At 69.8% G+C, this 17,651-nt stretch carries 20 protein-coding genes and 1 tRNA gene; 10 read left to right on the top strand and 11 right to left on the bottom strand.

Annotation, left to right across the window (positions count from 1 at the left end; translation table 11 throughout):
- The first annotated feature begins 15 nt into the window (after nt 1-15).
- The 4 genes from VHB92_RS07505 to VHB92_RS07490 all read left to right on the top strand — a co-directional run bounded on the left by VHB92_RS07505 (nt 16) and on the right by VHB92_RS07490 (nt 3,236).
- Entirely contained in the window at nt 16-942 is a 927-nt protein-coding gene (locus VHB92_RS07505) for a phosphotransferase (RefSeq protein WP_325452981.1), read from the top strand.
- 73 nt (nt 943-1,015) lie between these two features.
- On the top strand, nt 1,016-1,444 hold the full coding sequence (locus VHB92_RS07500; RefSeq protein WP_325452980.1) for a pyridoxamine 5'-phosphate oxidase family protein: 429 nt from the start codon (nt 1,016-1,018) through the stop codon (nt 1,442-1,444).
- A gap of 118 nt (nt 1,445-1,562) precedes the next feature.
- On the top strand, nt 1,563-2,675 hold the full coding sequence (locus tag VHB92_RS07495) for an NYN domain-containing protein (protein WP_325452979.1): 1,113 nt from the start codon (nt 1,563-1,565) through the stop codon (nt 2,673-2,675).
- Between the two features lie 207 nt (nt 2,676-2,882).
- Nucleotides 2,883-3,236 (top strand): hypothetical protein, encoded by a 354-nt coding sequence (locus VHB92_RS07490; RefSeq protein ID WP_325452978.1) that lies wholly within the window; start codon nt 2,883-2,885, stop codon nt 3,234-3,236.
- Nucleotides 3,237-3,274: 38 nt separating this feature from the next.
- Here VHB92_RS07490 and VHB92_RS07485 read toward each other — a convergent pair whose 3' ends face one another.
- The 5 genes from VHB92_RS07485 to VHB92_RS07465 form a co-directional block, all read right to left on the bottom strand.
- Nucleotides 3,275-4,072, bottom strand: a complete 798-nt coding sequence (locus VHB92_RS07485) for a hypothetical protein (RefSeq protein WP_325452977.1) — start codon at nt 4,070-4,072, stop codon at nt 3,275-3,277.
- Between the two features lie 239 nt (nt 4,073-4,311).
- Nucleotides 4,312-4,692, bottom strand: coding sequence for a Rid family detoxifying hydrolase (locus tag VHB92_RS07480; RefSeq protein ID WP_325452976.1), 381 nt, complete (start codon nt 4,690-4,692; stop codon nt 4,312-4,314).
- Between the two features lie 143 nt (nt 4,693-4,835).
- On the bottom strand, nt 4,836-5,567 hold the full coding sequence (locus VHB92_RS07475) for an IclR family transcriptional regulator (RefSeq protein WP_325452974.1): 732 nt from the start codon (nt 5,565-5,567) through the stop codon (nt 4,836-4,838).
- 4 nt (nt 5,568-5,571) lie between these two features.
- A complete protein-coding gene (locus VHB92_RS07470) occupies nt 5,572-7,212 on the bottom strand; it encodes an N-acyl-D-amino-acid deacylase family protein (RefSeq protein WP_325452972.1) in 1,641 nt (546 codons plus the stop codon).
- The gene (locus VHB92_RS07465; protein WP_325452970.1) at nt 7,212-8,540 is read right to left on the bottom strand and encodes an alanine racemase; all 1,329 of its coding nucleotides are present in this window, start codon (nt 8,538-8,540) and stop codon (nt 7,212-7,214) included. Before VHB92_RS07465 ends, VHB92_RS07470 begins: the two co-directional genes overlap by 1 nt.
- Nucleotides 8,541-8,665: 125 nt before the next feature.
- On the opposite strand from VHB92_RS07465, the gene VHB92_RS07460 reads away from it, so the two are divergent.
- Complete coding sequence (locus VHB92_RS07460) at nt 8,666-9,601, top strand: sugar kinase (protein ID WP_325452968.1); 936 nt, start codon at nt 8,666-8,668, stop codon at nt 9,599-9,601.
- Nucleotides 9,602-9,617: 16 nt separating this feature from the next.
- On the top strand, nt 9,618-10,220 hold the full coding sequence (locus tag VHB92_RS07455) for a bifunctional 4-hydroxy-2-oxoglutarate aldolase/2-dehydro-3-deoxy-phosphogluconate aldolase (RefSeq protein WP_325452966.1): 603 nt from the start codon (nt 9,618-9,620) through the stop codon (nt 10,218-10,220).
- A 48-nt stretch (nt 10,221-10,268) separates the two neighbouring features.
- Here VHB92_RS07455 and VHB92_RS07450 read toward each other — a convergent pair whose 3' ends face one another.
- On the bottom strand, nt 10,269-11,642 hold the full coding sequence (locus tag VHB92_RS07450; protein WP_325452964.1) for an MFS transporter: 1,374 nt from the start codon (nt 11,640-11,642) through the stop codon (nt 10,269-10,271).
- A 124-nt stretch (nt 11,643-11,766) separates the two neighbouring features.
- Here VHB92_RS07450 and VHB92_RS07445 point away from each other — a divergent pair, with 124 nt between their 5' ends.
- On the top strand, nt 11,767-12,456 hold the full coding sequence (locus VHB92_RS07445) for a helix-turn-helix transcriptional regulator (protein WP_325452962.1): 690 nt from the start codon (nt 11,767-11,769) through the stop codon (nt 12,454-12,456).
- Nucleotides 12,457-12,531: 75 nt separating this feature from the next.
- Here the strand turns inward: VHB92_RS07445 and VHB92_RS07440 are convergent.
- The 4 genes from VHB92_RS07440 to galU all read right to left on the bottom strand — a co-directional run bounded on the left by VHB92_RS07440 (nt 12,532) and on the right by galU (nt 15,755).
- Nucleotides 12,532-12,607: transfer RNA gene (locus VHB92_RS07440), tRNA-Ala, on the bottom strand.
- Nucleotides 12,608-12,771: 164 nt separating this feature from the next.
- Nucleotides 12,772-13,965 carry a hypothetical protein gene (locus VHB92_RS07435; protein WP_325452960.1) on the bottom strand — a complete coding sequence of 398 codons (1,194 nt, stop codon included), beginning with the start codon at nt 13,963-13,965 and terminating at the stop codon, nt 12,772-12,774.
- A 171-nt stretch (nt 13,966-14,136) separates the two neighbouring features.
- Nucleotides 14,137-14,760 carry a GNAT family protein gene (locus VHB92_RS07430; protein ID WP_325452958.1) on the bottom strand — a complete coding sequence of 208 codons (624 nt, stop codon included), beginning with the start codon at nt 14,758-14,760 and terminating at the stop codon, nt 14,137-14,139.
- Nucleotides 14,761-14,807: 47 nt separating this feature from the next.
- Nucleotides 14,808-15,755, bottom strand: coding sequence for a UTP--glucose-1-phosphate uridylyltransferase GalU (galU, locus tag VHB92_RS07425; RefSeq protein ID WP_325452955.1), 948 nt, complete (start codon nt 15,753-15,755; stop codon nt 14,808-14,810).
- A gap of 85 nt (nt 15,756-15,840) precedes the next feature.
- Here galU and VHB92_RS07420 point away from each other — a divergent pair, with 85 nt between their 5' ends.
- From VHB92_RS07420 to mscL, 3 genes are all read left to right on the top strand, one after another.
- Nucleotides 15,841-16,422 (top strand): 5-formyltetrahydrofolate cyclo-ligase, encoded by a 582-nt coding sequence (locus tag VHB92_RS07420; protein ID WP_325452952.1) that lies wholly within the window; start codon nt 15,841-15,843, stop codon nt 16,420-16,422.
- 81 nt (nt 16,423-16,503) lie between these two features.
- Nucleotides 16,504-16,821: an FmdB family zinc ribbon protein gene (locus tag VHB92_RS07415; RefSeq protein ID WP_325452950.1), complete on the top strand. Its 318-nt coding sequence runs from the start codon at nt 16,504-16,506 to the stop codon at nt 16,819-16,821.
- Nucleotides 16,822-16,926: 105 nt separating this feature from the next.
- Nucleotides 16,927-17,406 (top strand): large conductance mechanosensitive channel protein MscL, encoded by a 480-nt coding sequence (mscL, locus tag VHB92_RS07410; protein WP_325452948.1) that lies wholly within the window; start codon nt 16,927-16,929, stop codon nt 17,404-17,406.
- A 9-nt stretch (nt 17,407-17,415) separates the two neighbouring features.
- Here mscL and VHB92_RS07405 read toward each other — a convergent pair whose 3' ends face one another.
- Nucleotides 17,416-17,622: a hypothetical protein gene (locus VHB92_RS07405; RefSeq protein WP_325452946.1), complete on the bottom strand. Its 207-nt coding sequence runs from the start codon at nt 17,620-17,622 to the stop codon at nt 17,416-17,418.
- Nucleotides 17,623-17,651 lie beyond the last annotated feature (29 nt).

The following is a 17,651-nucleotide window of genomic DNA, read 5'->3' as shown; positions in this document are numbered from 1 at the left end:
CAGACGCCCGCGGCCATGATGCACGAGGGACAGGTGCAGCTCGACGCGCGCGACGTGGCGGAGCTCGTTGCGCGGCAGTTCCCGCAGTGGGCGGAGCTCGAGGTGCGCGCGGCACCGGCGTCGGGAACGGTGAACGCCATCTTCCGGGTCGGCGACGAGCTGGCGGCCCGCTTCCCGCTCGTCGTCGACGACCCCGGGGCATCGCTGACGACGCTGCGTCGTGAAGCCGACGCGGCCGCGGAGTTCGCTCGCTGTACGACGGTCCCCGCCCCGGTCACCGTGGCGATCGGCGCACCAGGGGCGCAATACTCGGGCCCGTGGTCGGTCACGACGTGGATCGACGGCGCGACAGCCACGGCCCGCGGACAGGCGGGCTCGCGGCCGCTCGCGCTCGATCTCGCCGCCCTGATCCTCGACCTGCGGTCGGCACCCGTCGACGGGCGCTCCTTCCAGGGCTCGGGACGCGGCGGGGACCTGCGCGCGCACGACGAATGGATATCCACCTGCTTCGCGCGCAGCGAGGGCCTGCTCGACGTCGCGGCCCTGCGCCGAGCGTGGGATGCGTTCCGCGAGCTGCCGAGGCGTTCGCCCGACACGATGTCGCACACGGACCTGATCCCGGCGAACGTCCTCGTGCGTGACGGGCGGCTCGTCGGAGTGCTCGACGTCGGCGGCTTCCAGCCCGCCGATCCTGCGCTCGACCTGGTGGTGGCCTGGCACCTGTTCGACGAGCCGGCCAGGAGCGCGCTCCGAGCGGCTCTGCAGGAGAGCACGGCCTCGAGCGACGACGAACGGCTCGAGTGGGCGCGCGGCGCGGCGTGGGCGTTCGAGCAGGCCATGGGCCTGGTGTGGTACTACCGGGAGAGCAACCCCGTGATGAGCCGGCTGGGGGTGAGCACGCTGCGCCGCATCATGGCATCCGGTGTGCTGAACCCACTCTGACGGACGCACGGCGCTGCAACCGAAAGCTCGGGGCCGAAGACAACTCGGCCCCGCCATGGCGAAGGGGTCCGAGATGGAACTGACCGCGAAACAGCTGGACTTTCTGCAGAAGCATCACTCGGCCGCCATGATCACGATCGGCCGGGATGGCACTCCCAAGGCGGTGCGGGTCGGCGTCGCGCTCGTGGATGGAAAGATCTGGAGCAGCGGCACGACCGACCGGGTGCGCACCCGCACGCTGCGGCGCGATCCGCGCTCGACGCTGTTCGTCTTCGACGAGCGGCACGCGTTCCTCACGATCGAGGCCACCGTCACGCTGCTCGAGGGCCAGGACGCCCCTGCAGCGAACCTCCGGCTGTTCCGGGTGATGCAGAATCGCGCCTCCGGTCCGCTGCTCTGGTACGGCCAGGAGCTCGACGAGGATGCCTTCCTGCACAGGATGGCGGAGGAGGGGCGCCTCGTCTACGAGTTCGCGCCCACGAGGGCTTACGGTCTGGCGTGACGACGAGGAGGGCTCGTGCTTGCCGCGCTACGCTCGAACCATCCCGCCTCCGGGTGCACAGGCCCGTCCCGCGCCGTGGTCTTCCGACAACGCCGGGGACAGGCGGCGAAAGGATGCCATGGCCGACACCACAGACAGCCGCGTGGCCGTTTACATCGACTTCGACAACATCGTCATCTCGCGCTACGACCAGGTGAACGGCCGTGGCACGTTCCAACGTGACAGGGTGCGGCAGTTCGATCCCGACGAGTCAGGAGCCGACTCCGCGATCGCCGCGAAGCTCGATGCAGCGACCGTCGATGTCGGAGCCGTGATCGATTTCGCGGCGTCGTTCGGAACGATCGTGCTCACCAGGGCGTACGCCGACTGGTCGGCGCAGGTGAACGCGGAGTACCGGCACCAGCTGGTAGGCCGGGCCGTCGACCTGGTGCAGCTGTTCCCGGCCGCGGCGTACGCGAAGAACGGGGCTGACATCCGTCTCGCCGTCGATGCGGTCGAGGACATGTTCCGGCTGCCCGACCTCACGCACGTGGTCATCGTCGCGGGCGACAGCGACTACGTGCCGCTCGCCCAGCGCTGCAAGCGCCTCGGCCGCTACGTCGTGGGCATCGGCGTCGCGGGCTCCACGAGCCGAACGCTGGCCGCCGCGTGCGACGAGTTCTACACGTACGATGCGCTGCCCGGCGTGGAGAGGCCCTCTCCCCCGCAGCCCAGGCGCACGCCGACGCGGGCGGACGAGCAGCCGGCGGATGCCGGGACGACCGAGGCGGCATCCACCGGCGCGGCGTCCACCGAGCCGGCATCGAACGAGCCGGCGTCGACGGATGTTGCCGCGCCGAAGGCGTCGTCAGGCCGCTCGTCCAAGGCGAAGGCTCCGACGAAAGCGGCAGCCGCGAAGCGAGAGGCACGCGTCGAGTCGGAGGATCTCGAGGAAGCGGTGCGCGATCCGCAGGAGGAGGCGACGGGGCTGCTCGACCGCGCGCTGCGGATCGGGCACGAGAAGGACGACTCGGAGTGGCTGCACTCCTCGGCGGTGAAGTCGCAGATCAAGCGCATGGACCCGTCATTCAGCGAGAAGCAGCTCGGCTTCCGGTCGTTCTCGGACTTCATCAAATCGCGATCCGACATCGCCGAGCTGGATGACAGCAGCACGACGCAGCTCGTGAGGCTCAAACCGCAGGCGGCCGCCGCCGTACCGCCGAAGCGTGCGCCCCGCCGCGCTAAGGGCTGACGCCGGGATCCGATCGTGTCGCACCGGCCGGCAGGGTCCGGGGCGATAGCGCTTCGCGCTCTGGAACGGGATGCGACCGGCCGAGGCCCGAACCGCCGCCGACGTGTCAACCCCTGCAGCCCGGAGGGCGGGCTCCGTAGACCTGGGTGCAGCATCTCTGGGCGAGAGGCATCTCTGGGCGAAAGGCGGAACATGACGGAGTCCGGCATGACCAAGCCGACGCGCGGCATCGCGTTGCTCGTGATCGGCATCGTTCTGACGGTCATCGGCGTGATCGCGATGTTCCTGTTCGGCTTCGGCACACCGGGCAAGGACACGACGGGCAGCAACGTGGCCTGGGAGTCGTCGCTCACGATCGGCTCGGCTGTGCTCACCGGCGTGGGTGTGCTGCTGATCCTGATCGCCATCGTGCGCAGGCGCAGGCGCTCGGCGCTGACCGAGCAGGGACGCCTGCCCGCCGAGTACGGTGGGAACGTCGACGACGGCACGGGAGGCACCGCGGAGCAGCGCGCGGCGCGTGATAGCGGCACCGACGATCCGAGGGCGTCGGGCGGCCGATAGGCCTTCACCGCGACGCAGCCGAGACGTGCGGGCCGACGCTAGCGGCCTGACCGTTCGAGGTGCTCGACGATGCGGGACCAGTGCGCGGCGATCGGCACCGGCGCATCCGTGACCGCGACCCTGGCATCCGGCACCAGTTTCGCGTAACGGTGCGCCGAACGCTTCATGGCCTTCGTGTTCCTCGTGACGATGAGCGTGCGAGCCCGCAGCGATTCCAGGCTCTCGTCGAGCACCTGCTGCTTGACGGCGGCACGGTCGGCATCGAGACCGGCGTCGCCCTGCTCGCGGGCTCTGTCGAGCATCCTCTCGATGCGTGACCGCAGCCCGGCGATCGAGCTCGCGCCACCGCTGCGGATGCCCGGCATGAGTCGTGCGGGATCCCACACGTCGCGCTCGGCCAGCGACTTCGCCGCATGGCGAAGCGTCATCGGCTCCACGAAGACGACGGACGACACCTGATCGGCCAGCGCGGACGCCAAGGCGGCCGCGAAGATGCACCCTTCCCGCCAGCCCAGGACGGCGAGGTCGTGATAGGCGTGGTGGCCGATGGACTCGGCGTCGGTGCGGCTGCGGGCGAGGAACGCCTGCACGTCGAGCACCCACCGTTGCGGCGACGGCTGCGGCGGAACGAGCCAGGGGTCGGAAGCGCCGTACCCCGGCCGGTCGAGCGAGATGAAGCCGAGGTCGCACTTCTGGGTCACGAGCGGGTCGGGGTCGAAGCCGCCGCATCCTGGCGCGGGATGGCAGAACAGCACCCAGCGGGCCGAAGCAGGTGCGCCGACGGCGGTGATGCCCACCTGACGTCCGTCCGCGAGTCCGACCTGCCGTTCGCTCACGCTGCATCCCCCGTCGATTCGTCGCCGCACGCCACCCGACTCGGCTCCCGTGGTCGGGCGCCATGTGTTCGGCCGATAACGGAACGCTACGCGCAGCCGGTCACTTCGCGGCAGGCCTTGACCGGCGAAGGGATGTCCGCCAACCCGGCAGCGGACCGGCTGACGATGGTCCACCGGTCCGCTGCTGCGCCATCGCTGGGCCCGCGAGTGCGCTCGGTGTGCTGATCCTCGGGCTGCGCTTACTCGGTGGGCAGGGCGGCAACCACGTCGATCTCGACGAGGATGCCCGCCAGCTGCGACCCCACCGTCGTGCGCACGGGATACGGCGCGCTGAAGAACTCCTGGTACGCCGCGTTGAACTCGGCGAAGTCCGCGAGATCGGCGAGGTGCACCGTCGTCTTCACGCAGTCATCGAGCGTCAGCCCGCGCTCCGCGAGCACGGCACCGATGTTCCTCAGCACCTGCCGCGTCTGCCCGGCGACGCCGTCGGGCACGGTACCCGTGGCCGGATCCTGCGGGCCGAAGCCTGCCGTGTAGAAGAATCCGTTGGCGACGATCCCCTGGCTGTACGGTCCGGCGGACTGCGGTGCGCTGGACGTGTGGATGGCGGACTTGGTCATGGTGGGTTCTTCCCTTCCTCGGTGGTCGGTCGATCGATGGTCGGTGATCGTCCGTCGGTCGTTGTGGTCTGTGTGGTCGTCGGTGGTTGTGGTTGCCGGAGTCGGTCGCCGGCGGCGATCGTCGATCGTGGCCGGTGGCGCCGCTACCCGAGTTCCCGCGAGATGCGCTGGGCGGTCTCCTGCAGCAGCGGCAGTCGGGTCTTGAGCTCGTCGAGGTCGTGCACGACGCGCAGTGCGGTCAGAGACAGCGCTCCGACGACGCCGGCAGAGCTCGTGATGGGCACCGCCACGCAGTTGACGACGTCTTCGAACTCGCCGTCGTCGGCCGCCCAGCAGCGTTGCGCCACGGTCTGCAACTCGGCGTCCAATGCAGTGCGGTCGGTGATGGTCCGATCGGTGTAGCGACGCCAGTCGACGTGCCTGAGCACGTCGTCGCGTCTGGTCTCGGGCAGCGCTGCGAGAATCGCCTTGCCCAGAGCGCTGCACTGCGGCCGCACCGGTGACCCGACGCGGGAGTACAGGCGCACCCGTCCGGCATCCTCCACCTTGTCCACGTACACGATCTCGTCGTCGACGAGGGCCGCAACGTGCACGGTGCTTCCCACGGCCCTGTGCAGCCTGCGCACCGCCGAGTACGCCGCCTCGCGAAGGTCGAGGCTTTCCAGCGACGCGGCGCCCAGCACGGCGAGGCGGAAGGCCGGCGCATACGTGCCGTCCTTCCTTCTGCGCGCGAAGCCGACCTCCTCCAGCGTCTGCAGCTCCCGGAACATGGTGCTGCGGTGGATGCCGAAATCCTCGGCCAGCTGCGCGACCGACTTCGGCTGCTCGGCGATGGAGTCGAGGATGCGCGCGGCGCGCTTCACACTCTGAGACACCCCGTCACCCCCGTTCCTCATGAGCCGGCCGGGCGGTGCGCCGCAGCCCGCAGCCGGGGAGCGCATCCACGAGTTCGCCGCCCGCGAGCACCTGCACCCCTCCGATGATGACGTCGTCGATGCCGGTCGCCTCCCCAAGCGGCTGCTCGTAGGTCGCGGTGTCGGCGACGGCATCCGGGTCGACGACGACGAGATCCGCGACGGCGCCGCCGGCGACCCTACCGCGGTCGCCGAGCCCGAACCGCTCCACCGACGTGCTGGAGAGGTGGCGGACGGCATCAGGCCACGACCACGTTCCGGTCTCGCGCACGTACTCGCGCAGATACCTGGCGAAGGTCCCCCTGCCGCGCGGATGCGGGTGGGCGCCGATGAAGATGCCGTCCGAGCCGGCCACATGCGCGGGGTGGGAGAAGATGCGGGCGAGCTCGCTCACCGGGCGTGCGTTGCGCACAGCCATCACGGCGTTGACGCGCAGCCCGGATGCCGCCAGCATGTCGAGCGCGAAGTCGATCGGATCGACGCCCGCCGTTTCCGCGGCATCCTCGATGGTGGAGCCGTGCGCCCACGCGAAGGCGGGGGCATCGACGTGGGCCAGCGTGATCATGGCCGGCCACTGCGGCCCGAGGCTGGGGTTCTGCGTCACGAGCGGGAACCATTCGCGACGCAGCCGGTCGCGCTCGTCCGCGTTCTGGAGCACGCGCACGACATCGGCGACGGGCCGCACCGTGAGCTCGGGCGGCAGCAGAGGCATACCGAGAAGCGTGCACGCCCTGATGTACGGATACGCGTCGAACGTCACGTCGACGCCCGTTCGCTCCAGCACATCGAGCTGGCCGAGCACGATGTCGGCGTCGGCGTGGAAATGCGAGACGTGCACGGGCAGCTGCACCCCGGTGCGCTCGCGCACGAGTCCGGCGATGCTCGCCATCTCCTGGATGCCGGCGGCCGCGTTCGACTCGTAGCCTCCGCGCATGTGGCTCACGTACACGCCGCCTGCCGTGGCGACCGGCTCGCAGATCGCGGCGATCTCCCCCGTCGACTGGAACGCACCGGGAACGTAGTCGAGCCCGGTGGAGAGTCCCACCGCGCCCTCTCGCATCCCGCTCGCCACGAGCGCGACCATCGCGCTCAGCTGCTCGTCGTCGGCGTCAGCGCGGGAACGGCCACACACCGTGTTGCGAACCGTGCCTGCTGGGATGAGGTAGGCGGCGTTCAGCCTGGATGCGCCGTCGACGCTCGCCAGGTAGTCCGCGACTCCGCCACCTCCGAACGGCGCATACGGCCCGTTGATCGCCGCGAAGTACTCGGTGGCGTACCCGCCGTCGCCCGGCGCATACGAGACGCCGTCCTGCCCTGCGATCACTGTGGTGACGCCCTGGCGCAGCAGCGCACGCTGCACGCCGTCGTCGCGCATCAGCCCGTCGGCATGCGAGTGGGCGTCGACGAACCCGGGAAGCACGAGCCGTGCGCCGCAGTCGATGACGCGGTCGCCGGGCTCGGCCTCCACCTCGCCGACGGCGACGATCCTGTCGTCCGCGACGGCGACATCCGCTCGGCGCTGTCCGTCTGCGTCGACGACCGTGCCGCCGCGCAGCACGAGGCGGCCGGACCGGCTCCTCGCCTCGTCGAGTCCGGGGTTCGTCATCAGAAGTACGTCCGCACCAGGTCGATCACGCGTGCCGATTCCCAGGAGTCCACCACGGGGATCACGCGCCACTTGTCGAAGGCGGTGCACGGATGCGACAGGCCGAGCTGCACGACGGAGCCGACGGGCGCGGCATCCGCTACGGCGTCGCTCGCGCCGTCCTCCGGCCACCGCAGATAGCTGTGCTGGTCGTTCATCGCCGAGATCGACGACTCGGGAAGAGCGGACCACGTCTGCCCGAGCTCACGCGCCCCGGCGCGCGGAATCGGCAGCCCCTCGTCGAACGGGAAGTCCCGTTTGCCGCCGTCGATCAAGGCGAGGCCAGGTTCCGGGCGCGAGACGACGCGCGCGATGCCACGCATGGCGGGCAGCAGCCGCGGTCCTGCCGCGTCGCCGGCCTCGTCGAGCGGCGAGATGCGACGGTATAACCCGTCGTCGTGCACGATGTAGGCACCCGAGCGCAGCACGAACCGCGTGCGACCGTCGCCATGCCGTGGCGCGGCCCCCACGCCCGCTCCCGCCGCCGCATAGACCTCGGCGACGACATCGAAATACGCGCTTCCCCCTGCCGTGACGATGACGTCCCCGTCGTCGTACAGCGGATCGATGGCCCGGTGCAGCTCGATCTGCCGCTCGAGGTAGTCGCGCACCGCGCGGAGTCCCGCCTCGGAACGGTCGTGCGCGAGGCTGCCCTCGTATCCGGCGACGCCGGCAAGCCTGAGCACGGGCGAGGATGCGACGCGCTCGGCCACGTGCCGCGCTTCGGCCACCGTGCGCGCGCCGGTGCGTCCACCCGCTGCGCCCAGCTCGACGCACACGTCGACCGGCCGCGGCAGCTCGACCCCGCTCAGCGCTGCTTCCATCGCGTCGATCGTCTGCGCCGAATCCGCCCAGCACGTGAAGCGGAATCCCGGGTCGGCGAGCTCGCCGGCGAGGTAGCGCAGCGATCGCGGGTCCACTGCGGAGTTCGCGAGCATGATCGAGCTCGTGCCGAAGCTGCGCGCCGTGCGCACCTGCCCCATGGTGGCCAGCGTGATGCCGGTGCATCCGGCATCCAGCTGCCGCTGCCACAGCGCGGGCGCCATCGTCGTCTTGCCGTGCGGCATGAGCTCGAGCCCGCGCGAGGTGGTCCACTCGGCCATGGTCGCGAGGTTGTGCCCGATCGCCGCGTCATCCAGCACGAGGAGCGGCGTCCAGAACTCCGACAGTTCCGGCCCGGTGGCGAGGAAGTCGGGCACCGTCATCCCGATGGCGCGCTCGGGGATGCCCTTGTCGCGCGCCGTGAGCGGCTCGACGTCGAGCCGTGCTGAGGAGTCGAACTGGGTCACCGGTGTCCTTCCGTCGGCATGATTCCCCGCAAAGTGGCTGAGCGCGGTCTACGAGAGGTGGATGCCGATGTGCAAATGCTACAACACACGTTGCAGCACACGCAGCGCGGCATCACACTGATGGCATGGGTTCCACAACGCAGCAGGTCGGCACGGCCTCCGTGCCGCGCCTGGTGACGGTGGGCGAGACGATGGTCATGATCACTCCGGCGCACGGCGAGTCGCTCGCCACGGCGGAGGACTTGCTGCTGCACATCGGCGGGGCCGAGTCGAACGTGGCCACGCATGCCGCCGCCCTCGGGCTGAGCAGCGCGTGGGTCAGCGCCGTCGGCGACGACGTGCTCGGGCGTCGGGTGCGGCACGAGGTCGAACGGCGCGGCGTCGACGTGGGATGGGTCACCGTCGACCCGCAGGCGCCCACGGGGGTGTACTTCAAGGATCCCGGCAACGGCGTGCTCTACTACCGCAGCGGCTCCGCCGCGTCGTGCATGGCCGCCTCGTCGGTGGAGCGCGTGCCGCTGGAGCAGGCGGAGGCCGTGCACATCTCCGGCATCACGCCGGCGCTCTCGCCCAGCTGTGCCGAGCTCATCGACTCCATCGTCGATCGCGTGTCGGCCAGCGCCGCCGTGCTGAGCTTCGACGTCAACCACCGTGCGCCGCTGTGGAAGAAGGATCCCGCCGCACCGGCTCTGCTGGCCATCGCCCAGCGAGCCGACCTGGTCTTCGTCGGGCTCGACGAGGCCGAGTCGCTGTGGGGATGCCTGACACCGGCCGACGTGCGCATGCTGCTTCCCGAGCCGCACCGCCTGGTCGTCAAGGACGGCGCCGTCGGCGCGACCGAGTTCGAGAGGCGCGCCGACGGAGACGACCGAGTCACGTTCGTTCCTGCGATCCCCACGGAGGTGGTGGAACCGGTGGGCGCGGGCGACGCGTTCGCGGCGGGCTACCTCACGGCGTTGCTGAACGGCGCCGACTCGGCCGCACGCCTGCTCGCCGGCCACGAGCGGGCCCACCTGGTGCTTCTCTCCCCCAGCGACTTCGTCCTCGAAACCCCACGATGAAAGGCCGGTGCTCACCATGACCGACAACTCCGCCTTCGGCGACCTCTTCAGCGACGTGCCGCTCATGGCCATCCTGCGCGGCATGGGCGTGGAGAGGAGCCTCAGCGTCGCCACCACCGCCTGGGATCTCGGCATCGAGGTCGTCGAGGTGCCGGTGCAGACGCCGACGGACGTCGAGGCGCTGCGCGTCGTGGCCGAGGCGGCGAGGTCCCGCGGACTGAGGGTCGGAGCAGGCACGGTCGTCACGCCGGAGCACGTGCGCCAGGCCAAGGATGCGGGCGCCGACTTCACGGTCAGCCCCGGCTTCGACGCCGAGATCGTGCGTGCCTCGCACGAGGCGGGCATGCCGTCGCTGCCCGGCGTGTCGACGGCCACTGAGGTGCAGCTCGCCATGAAGGAAGGGCTCACGTGGCTCAAGGCGTTCCCGGCTTCCTTGCTCGGAACCGCGTGGTTCGGCGCGATGCGCGGACCGTTCCCGCGTGCGACGTTCGTCGCCACCGGTGGCATGGATGCCTCCACCTCGCCCTCCTTCCTGTCTGCTGGTGTTCGCGTGGTCGCTGTGGGCTCCGCGCTCGAAGACCCGCAGCAGTTGCCCGCGCTGGCCGGCATCCTCAAGTAGCGCGACGCGAGGGCGGGGTCGGGGCGCTCCCCGGCCCCGTCCTCGTCGTCAGTTCGCGGGAACGTTCGCCGTGGTTCCCGTGGTCGCGGCGGCGGCATCCTGCACGCCGGCCAGCTTGTGCAGTCGCTCACCGTTCGTGCTGATCGACGCGGACGCCGTGGCGATGGCGCCGATCGCGCAGATCACGGCCGAGTAGACCACGACCGGCCAGATCTGCCTGCTCGCCGCCGCAAAGAGTGCGGTGCAGATGAACGGCGCCAGACCACCGCCCAGCGTGTTGGAGATCTGGTAGCCGATGTTCACGCCCGTCGTGCGCGCCTCGGGGTCGAACATCTCCACCAGCATGGTCTGCAGCGTGCCCTGCATGGCCACACCGGGGATCACGAATCCCATCACCATGCCGAGCCAGATCAGCAGCAGGTTGCCCGTCCCGAACAGCAGGAACGCGGGCCAGACGAGGAGCGCGAAGGCCACGCATCCGCCGATGTATACGGTTCGCCGCCCGATGCGGTCCGAGAGTGCGCCGTACGCCGGGGCGACGAAGACCTGCAGCACGCCGACGATCACGGTTCCCGCGAACCCCTCCCACGCCGGGATGTTCTTCGAGTTCACCAGGTAGGCGATGCCGAACGTGAGCACGACGTAGCCCGCGATGGACTGCGGCAGACCGATCAGGATGCCCAGGATCGCGTTCTTGGGGTGACGGAACGTCTCGATGAGCGGCCGGTTCTTCACGCCTGCCTGCGTCTGAACGGCCCTGGTCTCGACGAAGTCCGCCGACTCCTCGAGCTTGCGGCGCAGCAGGATGGCGATGACGGCCAGCACGAGTGCGAGCAGGAACGGGATGCGCCATCCCCAGGTCATGAACCACGATGATGGTCCGAGGCCGAGTCCGGCCATGAGGCCGGCGGAGACCACGTTGGCCACGCCTGCTCCCGTGATGAGGAAGGCGCCGTAGAGGCCGTGCTTGCCGGCCGGCGCGTGCTCGACCACCATGGTCGCCGCGCCGCCCATCTCGCCGCCCACGAAGAAGCCCTGGCACATGCGGAAGAACAGCAGCAGAATCGGCGCCGCGAGCCCGATGGACTTCTCCGGCGGGATCAGGCCGATGGCCGCCGTGGCGAGCCCCATGCCGATGACGGTGATCATCAGGGTCGTCTTGCGGCCCATCCGGTCGCCGATGTAGCCGAAGACGATCCCGCCGACGGGCCGCAGGAAGAACCCGACGGCGAACGTGGCGAAGGATGCGAGCTGGGCGACCACCTTGTCGTCCTGCGGAAAGAACACCGTGGGGAACACGGCGGCCGACGCCAACCCGTACAGGTAGTAGTCGTAGTACTCCATCAGCGTGCCGATTGAGCCGCCCGCGATCATCCGTCTCTGCTTCAGCGAGAGACCGCCGCCGCTGCGCGCCTGGGACATGAGAGCCTCCTTACTCCAAGCCCGATGTGAGCCGGAGGTCACGATAGCTGTGATTGAACACAATGTCTAGCAAGCATACTTTTCGTTCGAGCGATCTATGCTGGTGCCCGGACGGGAGGGCGTCATGGCCACATCCAGCACATTCGAGAGCGCGGCAGAGGTGCTCGCCACCTTCGGGCGGGCGATGAAGGCGATCGCGGCGGCAGGCGGCCCCTCGTGCGAGGTGGTGCTGCACAACCTCGACGGGACGGATGTCGACCTCGGGCACACGATCATGGCGATCGAGAACGGTCACGTCACGGGCCGTGAGGTGGGCGGTCCCTCGACGAGCATCGGCCTCGAGGTGCAGAAGGACCCGCACGGAGACCACGACGCGTACGGCTACCGCGGCTTCACGAGTGACGGCCGCGAACTGCGCTGCTCGAGCACCTACTACCGCAACGCCTCCGGCCGCATCATCGCTGCGCTGTGCATCAACGTCGACCTGAGCGCGGTGCAGCAGGCCAAGTTCCTGCTCGACGCCCTCCTGCCCGAGCAGCAGGCGGAGTCCGCGGTCCAGCCGGATGAGTACTTCGGCCGGGACCTCGTGTCGGTCATGGACACCATGATCACCGAGGCCATCCGCGAGGTCGGCAGGCCGGTCGCCCAGATGTCGCGGGACGAGAAGATCGCGGTGCTGCAACGCCTGGATGCCCGCGGTGCGACCCAGATGCGCAAGTCGGTCGAGACCATCGCCGTTCGGCTCGGCATCTCGCGAGTCACCGCGTACGCGTACCTCGAGGAGGCGCGTCGCGCGGCCGACGAGACCGCGTAGCGGCGCTGAAGCCCGTCGCTGAAACGAGGAAACCCTGCCCCACAACCGGTGGGACAGGGTCTCGGTGACACCTGGTGGTGGAGCTACGGGGATTCGAACCCCGGACCTTCTCATTGCGAACGAGACGCGCTACCAACTGCGCCATAGCCCCAAGTGCGTCTGAAACTTTAGCACGCCAGACGCCGCGGGTCGGAATCGGCGAGCCCGGTCGAGGGGCTCGGCGAGCAGTCAGGGCGCGCACCGTCGAGTCACGACGTGAACCGCTTGCGTCTGATGTCGGGACGCACCCGCCAGACGTCTTGCCTTCAGCGGAGGTCAGCCCGCGACGCGACGGCGGCGCAACGCCTCGTCGAGATCGATGTGCTCGGCTTGCACATGGTCGAGCACACCCATGCGGGCATACCGGCTCACGCGTGCTGTCTGCTGCCCTTCGGGGCGAGCCTCGGATGCTTGTCCCCCGACCTCGCCTCCGCCGGGCCCGCCGGCGGCGGCGGCCGGCTGCGCGACCTGGGGCTCTCGCGGCGCGATGGAGGACGCGATGGACGGCACGTCGGCGGCAACGAGCCGTGCAGCCCGCTCCTCCAGCTCGGCCCGTGCCGCTGCCCTGCGGAGCGCGACGGCGGCATCCAGTGAGGCCATCGCGGTCGCGGCGCGCGACCCTGGCGACTGGTACATGGGCTTGGGCAGCGGCTGCGGTGCCCATGAGGTGTCGTGTTGCTCGAGGTCCTCCTGCGGCGCCTCCAGCTCGACGTGCAGGGCATGGTCGTACAGCTCCGGGTCCTGGCGCACCACGTTCAGCCGGCTCTCCCTGGCCGTGCGGTGCGCGGCGACCTGCTGACTCAGGCGACGCAGCACGGCGACGGCGCAGACGAGCAGGGCGACGGAGGCCGCCAGCAGTCCCCAGGACGCGACGGCGATGAGCGAGTAGGCGCCGAACCCGATGCCGACCAGGGACGCCAGCAGCGCTCCGGTCGTCGCCAGGCGCGTGCGGCGCACGGCATGCGCGAACGTGCGCTCGCGCTCGGCACGGGACGGCGCAGCGGCGGAGCGCGGGGCGGACTGCGCGGCGGCGGAGACTTTCGTGGTGCGCAACGAAGTGGGCTCCGCTGCGGAAGGCTCCGTGCGAGTCGTCCGCGGCGGTTCCTGCGCGGCCGAGCTGGTCTGCGGCGCCGCGATGTCGTCGCTCTGGGCATTCGCCTTCGCCGCCAGCCGGGCAGCGGCACGCTCCTCGGACGCCAGGTGTGCGCGCGCAGCGGCATCCGCCTTCGCCCGCACCTTCCTGAGGATCTTCTGCTGCCTCGCCACCTCGCGCGCGGTCGCCTCGACGCGCACCTCCTCTGGCGCCTCTGCCGTCTCGGCGAGGATGCGCAGAGTCTGCTGCAGCCGCACGGCGTTGCGTTCGGCGTTCAGGTAGTCGCGTCTGCGCAGCCAGGTCGGGAGGAGGTAGGCGAGCCAGAGTGTCGCCGCGAGCGCGATGACGACGCCGCCGCTCAGCGTGCCCCCGTTCATCGGGCTCCCCCGTTCATCCGGGACGCCCCGGTCGTGCGATCCCCCGCCATGCCACTACGGTAGGCGGACCGGACCCACCCGCCTGGTCGGCCTCTCCGTGTGTCCGCGAACGCGCCGCGGATTGGGGGGTTCCGAAGGGCCGTTCCGTCGGCCCTCCGGTGGTCGACGCACTCAGCCGCCGCGCGAGACGAGCGGATGCGCCGCCGCCTCGATGTCGGCGTCCGGCACCGTGGCGGCATCCGGCGGCACGGCACCCGACTTCCACCTGCGCAGCACACCCTGCGGGATCTCCTCGACGACGAGCGCGAAGCAGAAGTGGTCGCGCCAGTCGCCGTTGATGTGGATGTACCTGCGACGCAGCCCCTCGTACCTGAAGCCGAGCTTCTGCACGACCCGCAGCGACGGCGCGTTCTCCGGCCGGATGCAGATCTCCATGCGGTGCAGCCCGAGCTGGAAGAAGCAGTAGTCCGTCGCCAGCGCGACGCTCGTCGGGGTGACGCCCTTGCCTGCGAAGCGCTTCGCGACCCAGTAGCCGATGGTCGCGGAGGCGAGAGAGCCGTACGTGATCGACGACACGTTCAGCTGCCCGGCCAGCTCGCCGTCGTACTCCATGACGAACGGCAGCCCGTGGCCAGCCCTCGACGACGCCTGCAGGGAGCGGATGCTCGCCCTCGTGTCGAACACGGCAGGCGCGTGCGGGCTCGTGGCCTCCCATTGCCGCAGCCATCCGCGGTTCTCGAGCAGCTCCTTCTCCAGCGGCCGCGAATCACGCAACCGGATCGGACGGATGCTCACAGCACCGTCGCTGAGGCTGGGCACGTACACGACGACCCGTCCGGTTCTCAGGCGCCGTGCGCGTCGTCCCCGACGCCGGGCTCATCGATGGTCTCGCCGTCGGCAGGCTCGTCGGAAAGACCGGACGCGAACTCGCGCAGCCACGGTCGCAGCTGCGGTCCGAGGTCTTCGCGGTCGACGGCCAGCTGAACGATCGACTTCAGGTAGTCGAGACGGTCGCCGGTGTCGTAGCGCCGGCCGCGGAAGACCACGCCGTACACGCCTGGGCCGTCGGGCTCCGCCGCCAGCTCCTGCAGCGCATCCGTCAGCTGGATCTCGCCGCCCTTGCCGGGCTCGGTGTGCTCCAGCACGTCGAACACCTCGGGCTGCAGCACGTAGCGACCGATGATGGCGAGGTTGGACGGCGCATCCTCCGCCGCGGGCTTCTCGACCAGCCCGCGCACTCTGACCACGTCGTCTTCGTCGGTGGCATCCACCGCGGCGGCGCCGTAGAGGTGGATCTGTGAAGGGTCCACCTCGAGCAGCGCGACGACCGTCGCTCCGCGCTTCTCCGCGACCTCGATCATGCGCGTGAGCAGCACGTCACGGCTGTCGATGATGTCGTCGCCCAGAAGCACGGCGAACGCCTGCCTCCCCACGTGCTTCTCGGCACGCAGCACGGCGTGGCCCAGCCCCTTAGGGTCGCCCTGGCGCACATAGTGCACGTCGGCCAGGTCGGTGGAGTACATCACCCGACGCAGCTTCTCGGTGTCGCCCTTCGCCTGCAGCGTCGACTCGATCTCGGTCGCGCGGTCGAAGTGGTTCTCCAGAGCCGACTTGTTCCTGCCCGTGATGAGCAGCACATCGTCGAGCCCGGCCTCGACGGCCTCTTCCACCACGTACTGGATGGCCGGCTTGTCCACGACCGGCAGCATCTCCTTGGGCATCGCCTTCGTCGCCGGCAGAAAACGCGTGCCGAGACCGGCAGCGGGGATGACAGCTTTGGTGATCGCCATGGTGCTCAGGCTATCTGCTGGCCAGGCGTCACCGACAATCGCCGGCGCCCCCTTCGCCACAAGCACGCGCTCTAGGATGCCTGGTATGGCCTCCGACCCGAGCAGCGCCAAACGCGCGCTCCGCGCCGACCTCCGCGAACGCCGGCAGAACTTCACGGCGACGGAACGCGAGAAGGCGACGGCCGGCTTCACGGCGAACCTGCAGAAGCTCGTCGAGGAGTACGACGCAGGCTCGCTGTCGTGCTACCTGTCCGGCTCGAACGAGCCCGATACGAGGCCATTCCTGAACTGGGCGTTCGCCGAGCACGTGCGCGTTCTGCTTCCGATCAGCCGCGCCGACGGCCTGCTCGACTGGACCGTCGACGACGGCGAATCGGAGACGCTCGGCATCCACGGCTGGCCAGAGGCGGTGGGCGAGCTGCTCGGGCCGATCGCCATCAACGACGTCGATCTCATCATCGTTCCGGCGGCCGCCGTCGACGAGAGCGGCATGCGCATGGGCTGGGGCAAGGGGTACTTCGACAAAACTCTGGGAAGCATGGAAAAATGTCCCCCGGTGTATGCCGTGGTGTTCGACGGCGAGGTGCTCGACCAGGTGCCTCGGGAACGACACGACGAACCGGTGAACGGTGCTGTGACCCCGACCCGCATCATCCGTTTCCGCTGACCCTGGCCGGCGTGCTCGTCGCCTCGCGAGCATCCGTCGCCGCGGCACACCGCGCCACCTCAGATCTTCGCGAGAGAGACCATGCCCACCTACTCATACAAGTGCTCCGAATGCGGGCACGCGTTCGACATCCACCAGTCCTTCAGCGATGACGCCCTCACCACGTGCCCCGAGTGCGGCGGAGAGCTGCGCAAGGTGTTCGGCTCTGTCGGCGTCACGTTCAAGGGCTCCGGCTTCTACCGCACCGACTCCCGCGCCGGCACCTCGTCGTCGTCGCCCGCCGCCAAGAAGGATGCCTCCAACGGCTCCGACTCCAAGCCGGCGAGCACCGAGAAGAAGAGCACGGAGAAGAAGGCGGCATCGACCGACTCGGCCAGTACCGCCGGTTCTGCGGCCTGATCGGCCGAACCCTCCGTACCATCTACCTGACGGCGTCAAGCCGTCCGGCGATCCGATGCCGGCCGCCCGGGCCGTGCACGCCGGCCACTCAGTGGGGGGTTCAGCATGATCAAGGGCTTCAGAGAGTTCATCATGCGCGGCAACGTCATCGACCTCGCCGTCGCTGTCGTGATCGGTGCAGCGTTCACGGCCGTGGTCAACGCCATCGTGGTGAACCTGATCAATCCGTTGATCAGCGCCATCTTCCAGGCGGGGATGCTCGACAAGGCGCTCGTCGTGCCCATTCCCACGATCGGCGGCGGTGAGTCGAAGCTGATGTTCGGCGCGATCATCGGCGCCGTCATCCAATTCCTCGCAGTCGCCGTCGTGGTGTACTTCGTGTTCGTCGTGCCGATGAACCACTTCCGCAAGCTCGCCGAGGCGCGCAGGGCCGTGAGCGAGGAGCCCGAGGCGAACCAGCTCCCCGCGGATGTCGAGCTGCTCACTCAGATCCGCGACCTGCTCGCGGCGCAGGCCGACGCCACCCTCACCACGCCGAAGCCCGAGGGCGCCGGCGGACGGCACGCGGACGGCCCGACCGAGTAGCACCCAGCGTCAGCCGCGCGAGGTTCCCGATCCCCAGTGCGGCGGCAGGTCGCGGCGCAGCCGGTCGTCGTTCGAGTCGACGCCGTCGCCCCACGCGCGATCGGTGTCTTCGGATGCGCGCGTCGCGGCGTCCGCTCCCGCGCCCTTCTGCGGGGTCGGGTCGGCACCCGGCGCGCCGGGTCTCGTCACGCGTCGTCCCGCTCTGCGCTCAGCCACGCCTCAAGGGTAGGCGCATCGCGGTGGGC

Origin of the sequence: Humibacter sp. (assembly GCF_035547335.1) — a bacterium.
Classification (GTDB): Bacteria; Actinomycetota; Actinomycetes; order Actinomycetales; family Microbacteriaceae; genus Humibacter.
Note: the sequence above shows the minus strand (reverse complement) of the source record. Positions and strands in the feature narration are given on the sequence as shown.

Bases quoted from the DNA above. Each gene is read 5' to 3' on its own strand.
- VHB92_RS07505 (WP_325452981.1), top strand. From the start codon at position 16: ATGATGCACGAGGGACAGGTGCAGCTCGACGCGCGCGACGTGGCGGAG.
- VHB92_RS07500 (WP_325452980.1), top strand. From the start codon at position 1,016: ATGGAACTGACCGCGAAACAGCTGGACTTTCTGCAGAAGCATCACTCG.
- VHB92_RS07495 (WP_325452979.1), top strand. From the start codon at position 1,563: ATGGCCGACACCACAGACAGCCGCGTGGCCGTTTACATCGACTTCGAC.
- VHB92_RS07490 (WP_325452978.1), top strand. From the start codon at position 2,883: ATGACCAAGCCGACGCGCGGCATCGCGTTGCTCGTGATCGGCATCGTT.
- VHB92_RS07480 (WP_325452976.1), bottom strand. From the start codon at position 4,692: ATGACCAAGTCCGCCATCCACACGTCCAGCGCACCGCAGTCCGCCGGA.
- VHB92_RS07470 (WP_325452972.1), bottom strand. From the start codon at position 7,212: ATGACGAACCCCGGACTCGACGAGGCGAGGAGCCGGTCCGGCCGCCTC.
- VHB92_RS07460 (WP_325452968.1), top strand. From the start codon at position 8,666: ATGGGTTCCACAACGCAGCAGGTCGGCACGGCCTCCGTGCCGCGCCTG.
- VHB92_RS07455 (WP_325452966.1), top strand. From the start codon at position 9,618: ATGACCGACAACTCCGCCTTCGGCGACCTCTTCAGCGACGTGCCGCTC.
- VHB92_RS07450 (WP_325452964.1), bottom strand. From the start codon at position 11,642: ATGTCCCAGGCGCGCAGCGGCGGCGGTCTCTCGCTGAAGCAGAGACGG.
- VHB92_RS07445 (WP_325452962.1), top strand. From the start codon at position 11,767: ATGGCCACATCCAGCACATTCGAGAGCGCGGCAGAGGTGCTCGCCACC.
- VHB92_RS07435 (WP_325452960.1), bottom strand. From the start codon at position 13,965: ATGAACGGGGGCACGCTGAGCGGCGGCGTCGTCATCGCGCTCGCGGCG.
- galU (WP_325452955.1), bottom strand. From the start codon at position 15,755: ATGGCGATCACCAAAGCTGTCATCCCCGCTGCCGGTCTCGGCACGCGT.
- VHB92_RS07420 (WP_325452952.1), top strand. From the start codon at position 15,841: ATGGCCTCCGACCCGAGCAGCGCCAAACGCGCGCTCCGCGCCGACCTC.
- VHB92_RS07415 (WP_325452950.1), top strand. From the start codon at position 16,504: ATGCCCACCTACTCATACAAGTGCTCCGAATGCGGGCACGCGTTCGAC.
- mscL (WP_325452948.1), top strand. From the start codon at position 16,927: ATGATCAAGGGCTTCAGAGAGTTCATCATGCGCGGCAACGTCATCGAC.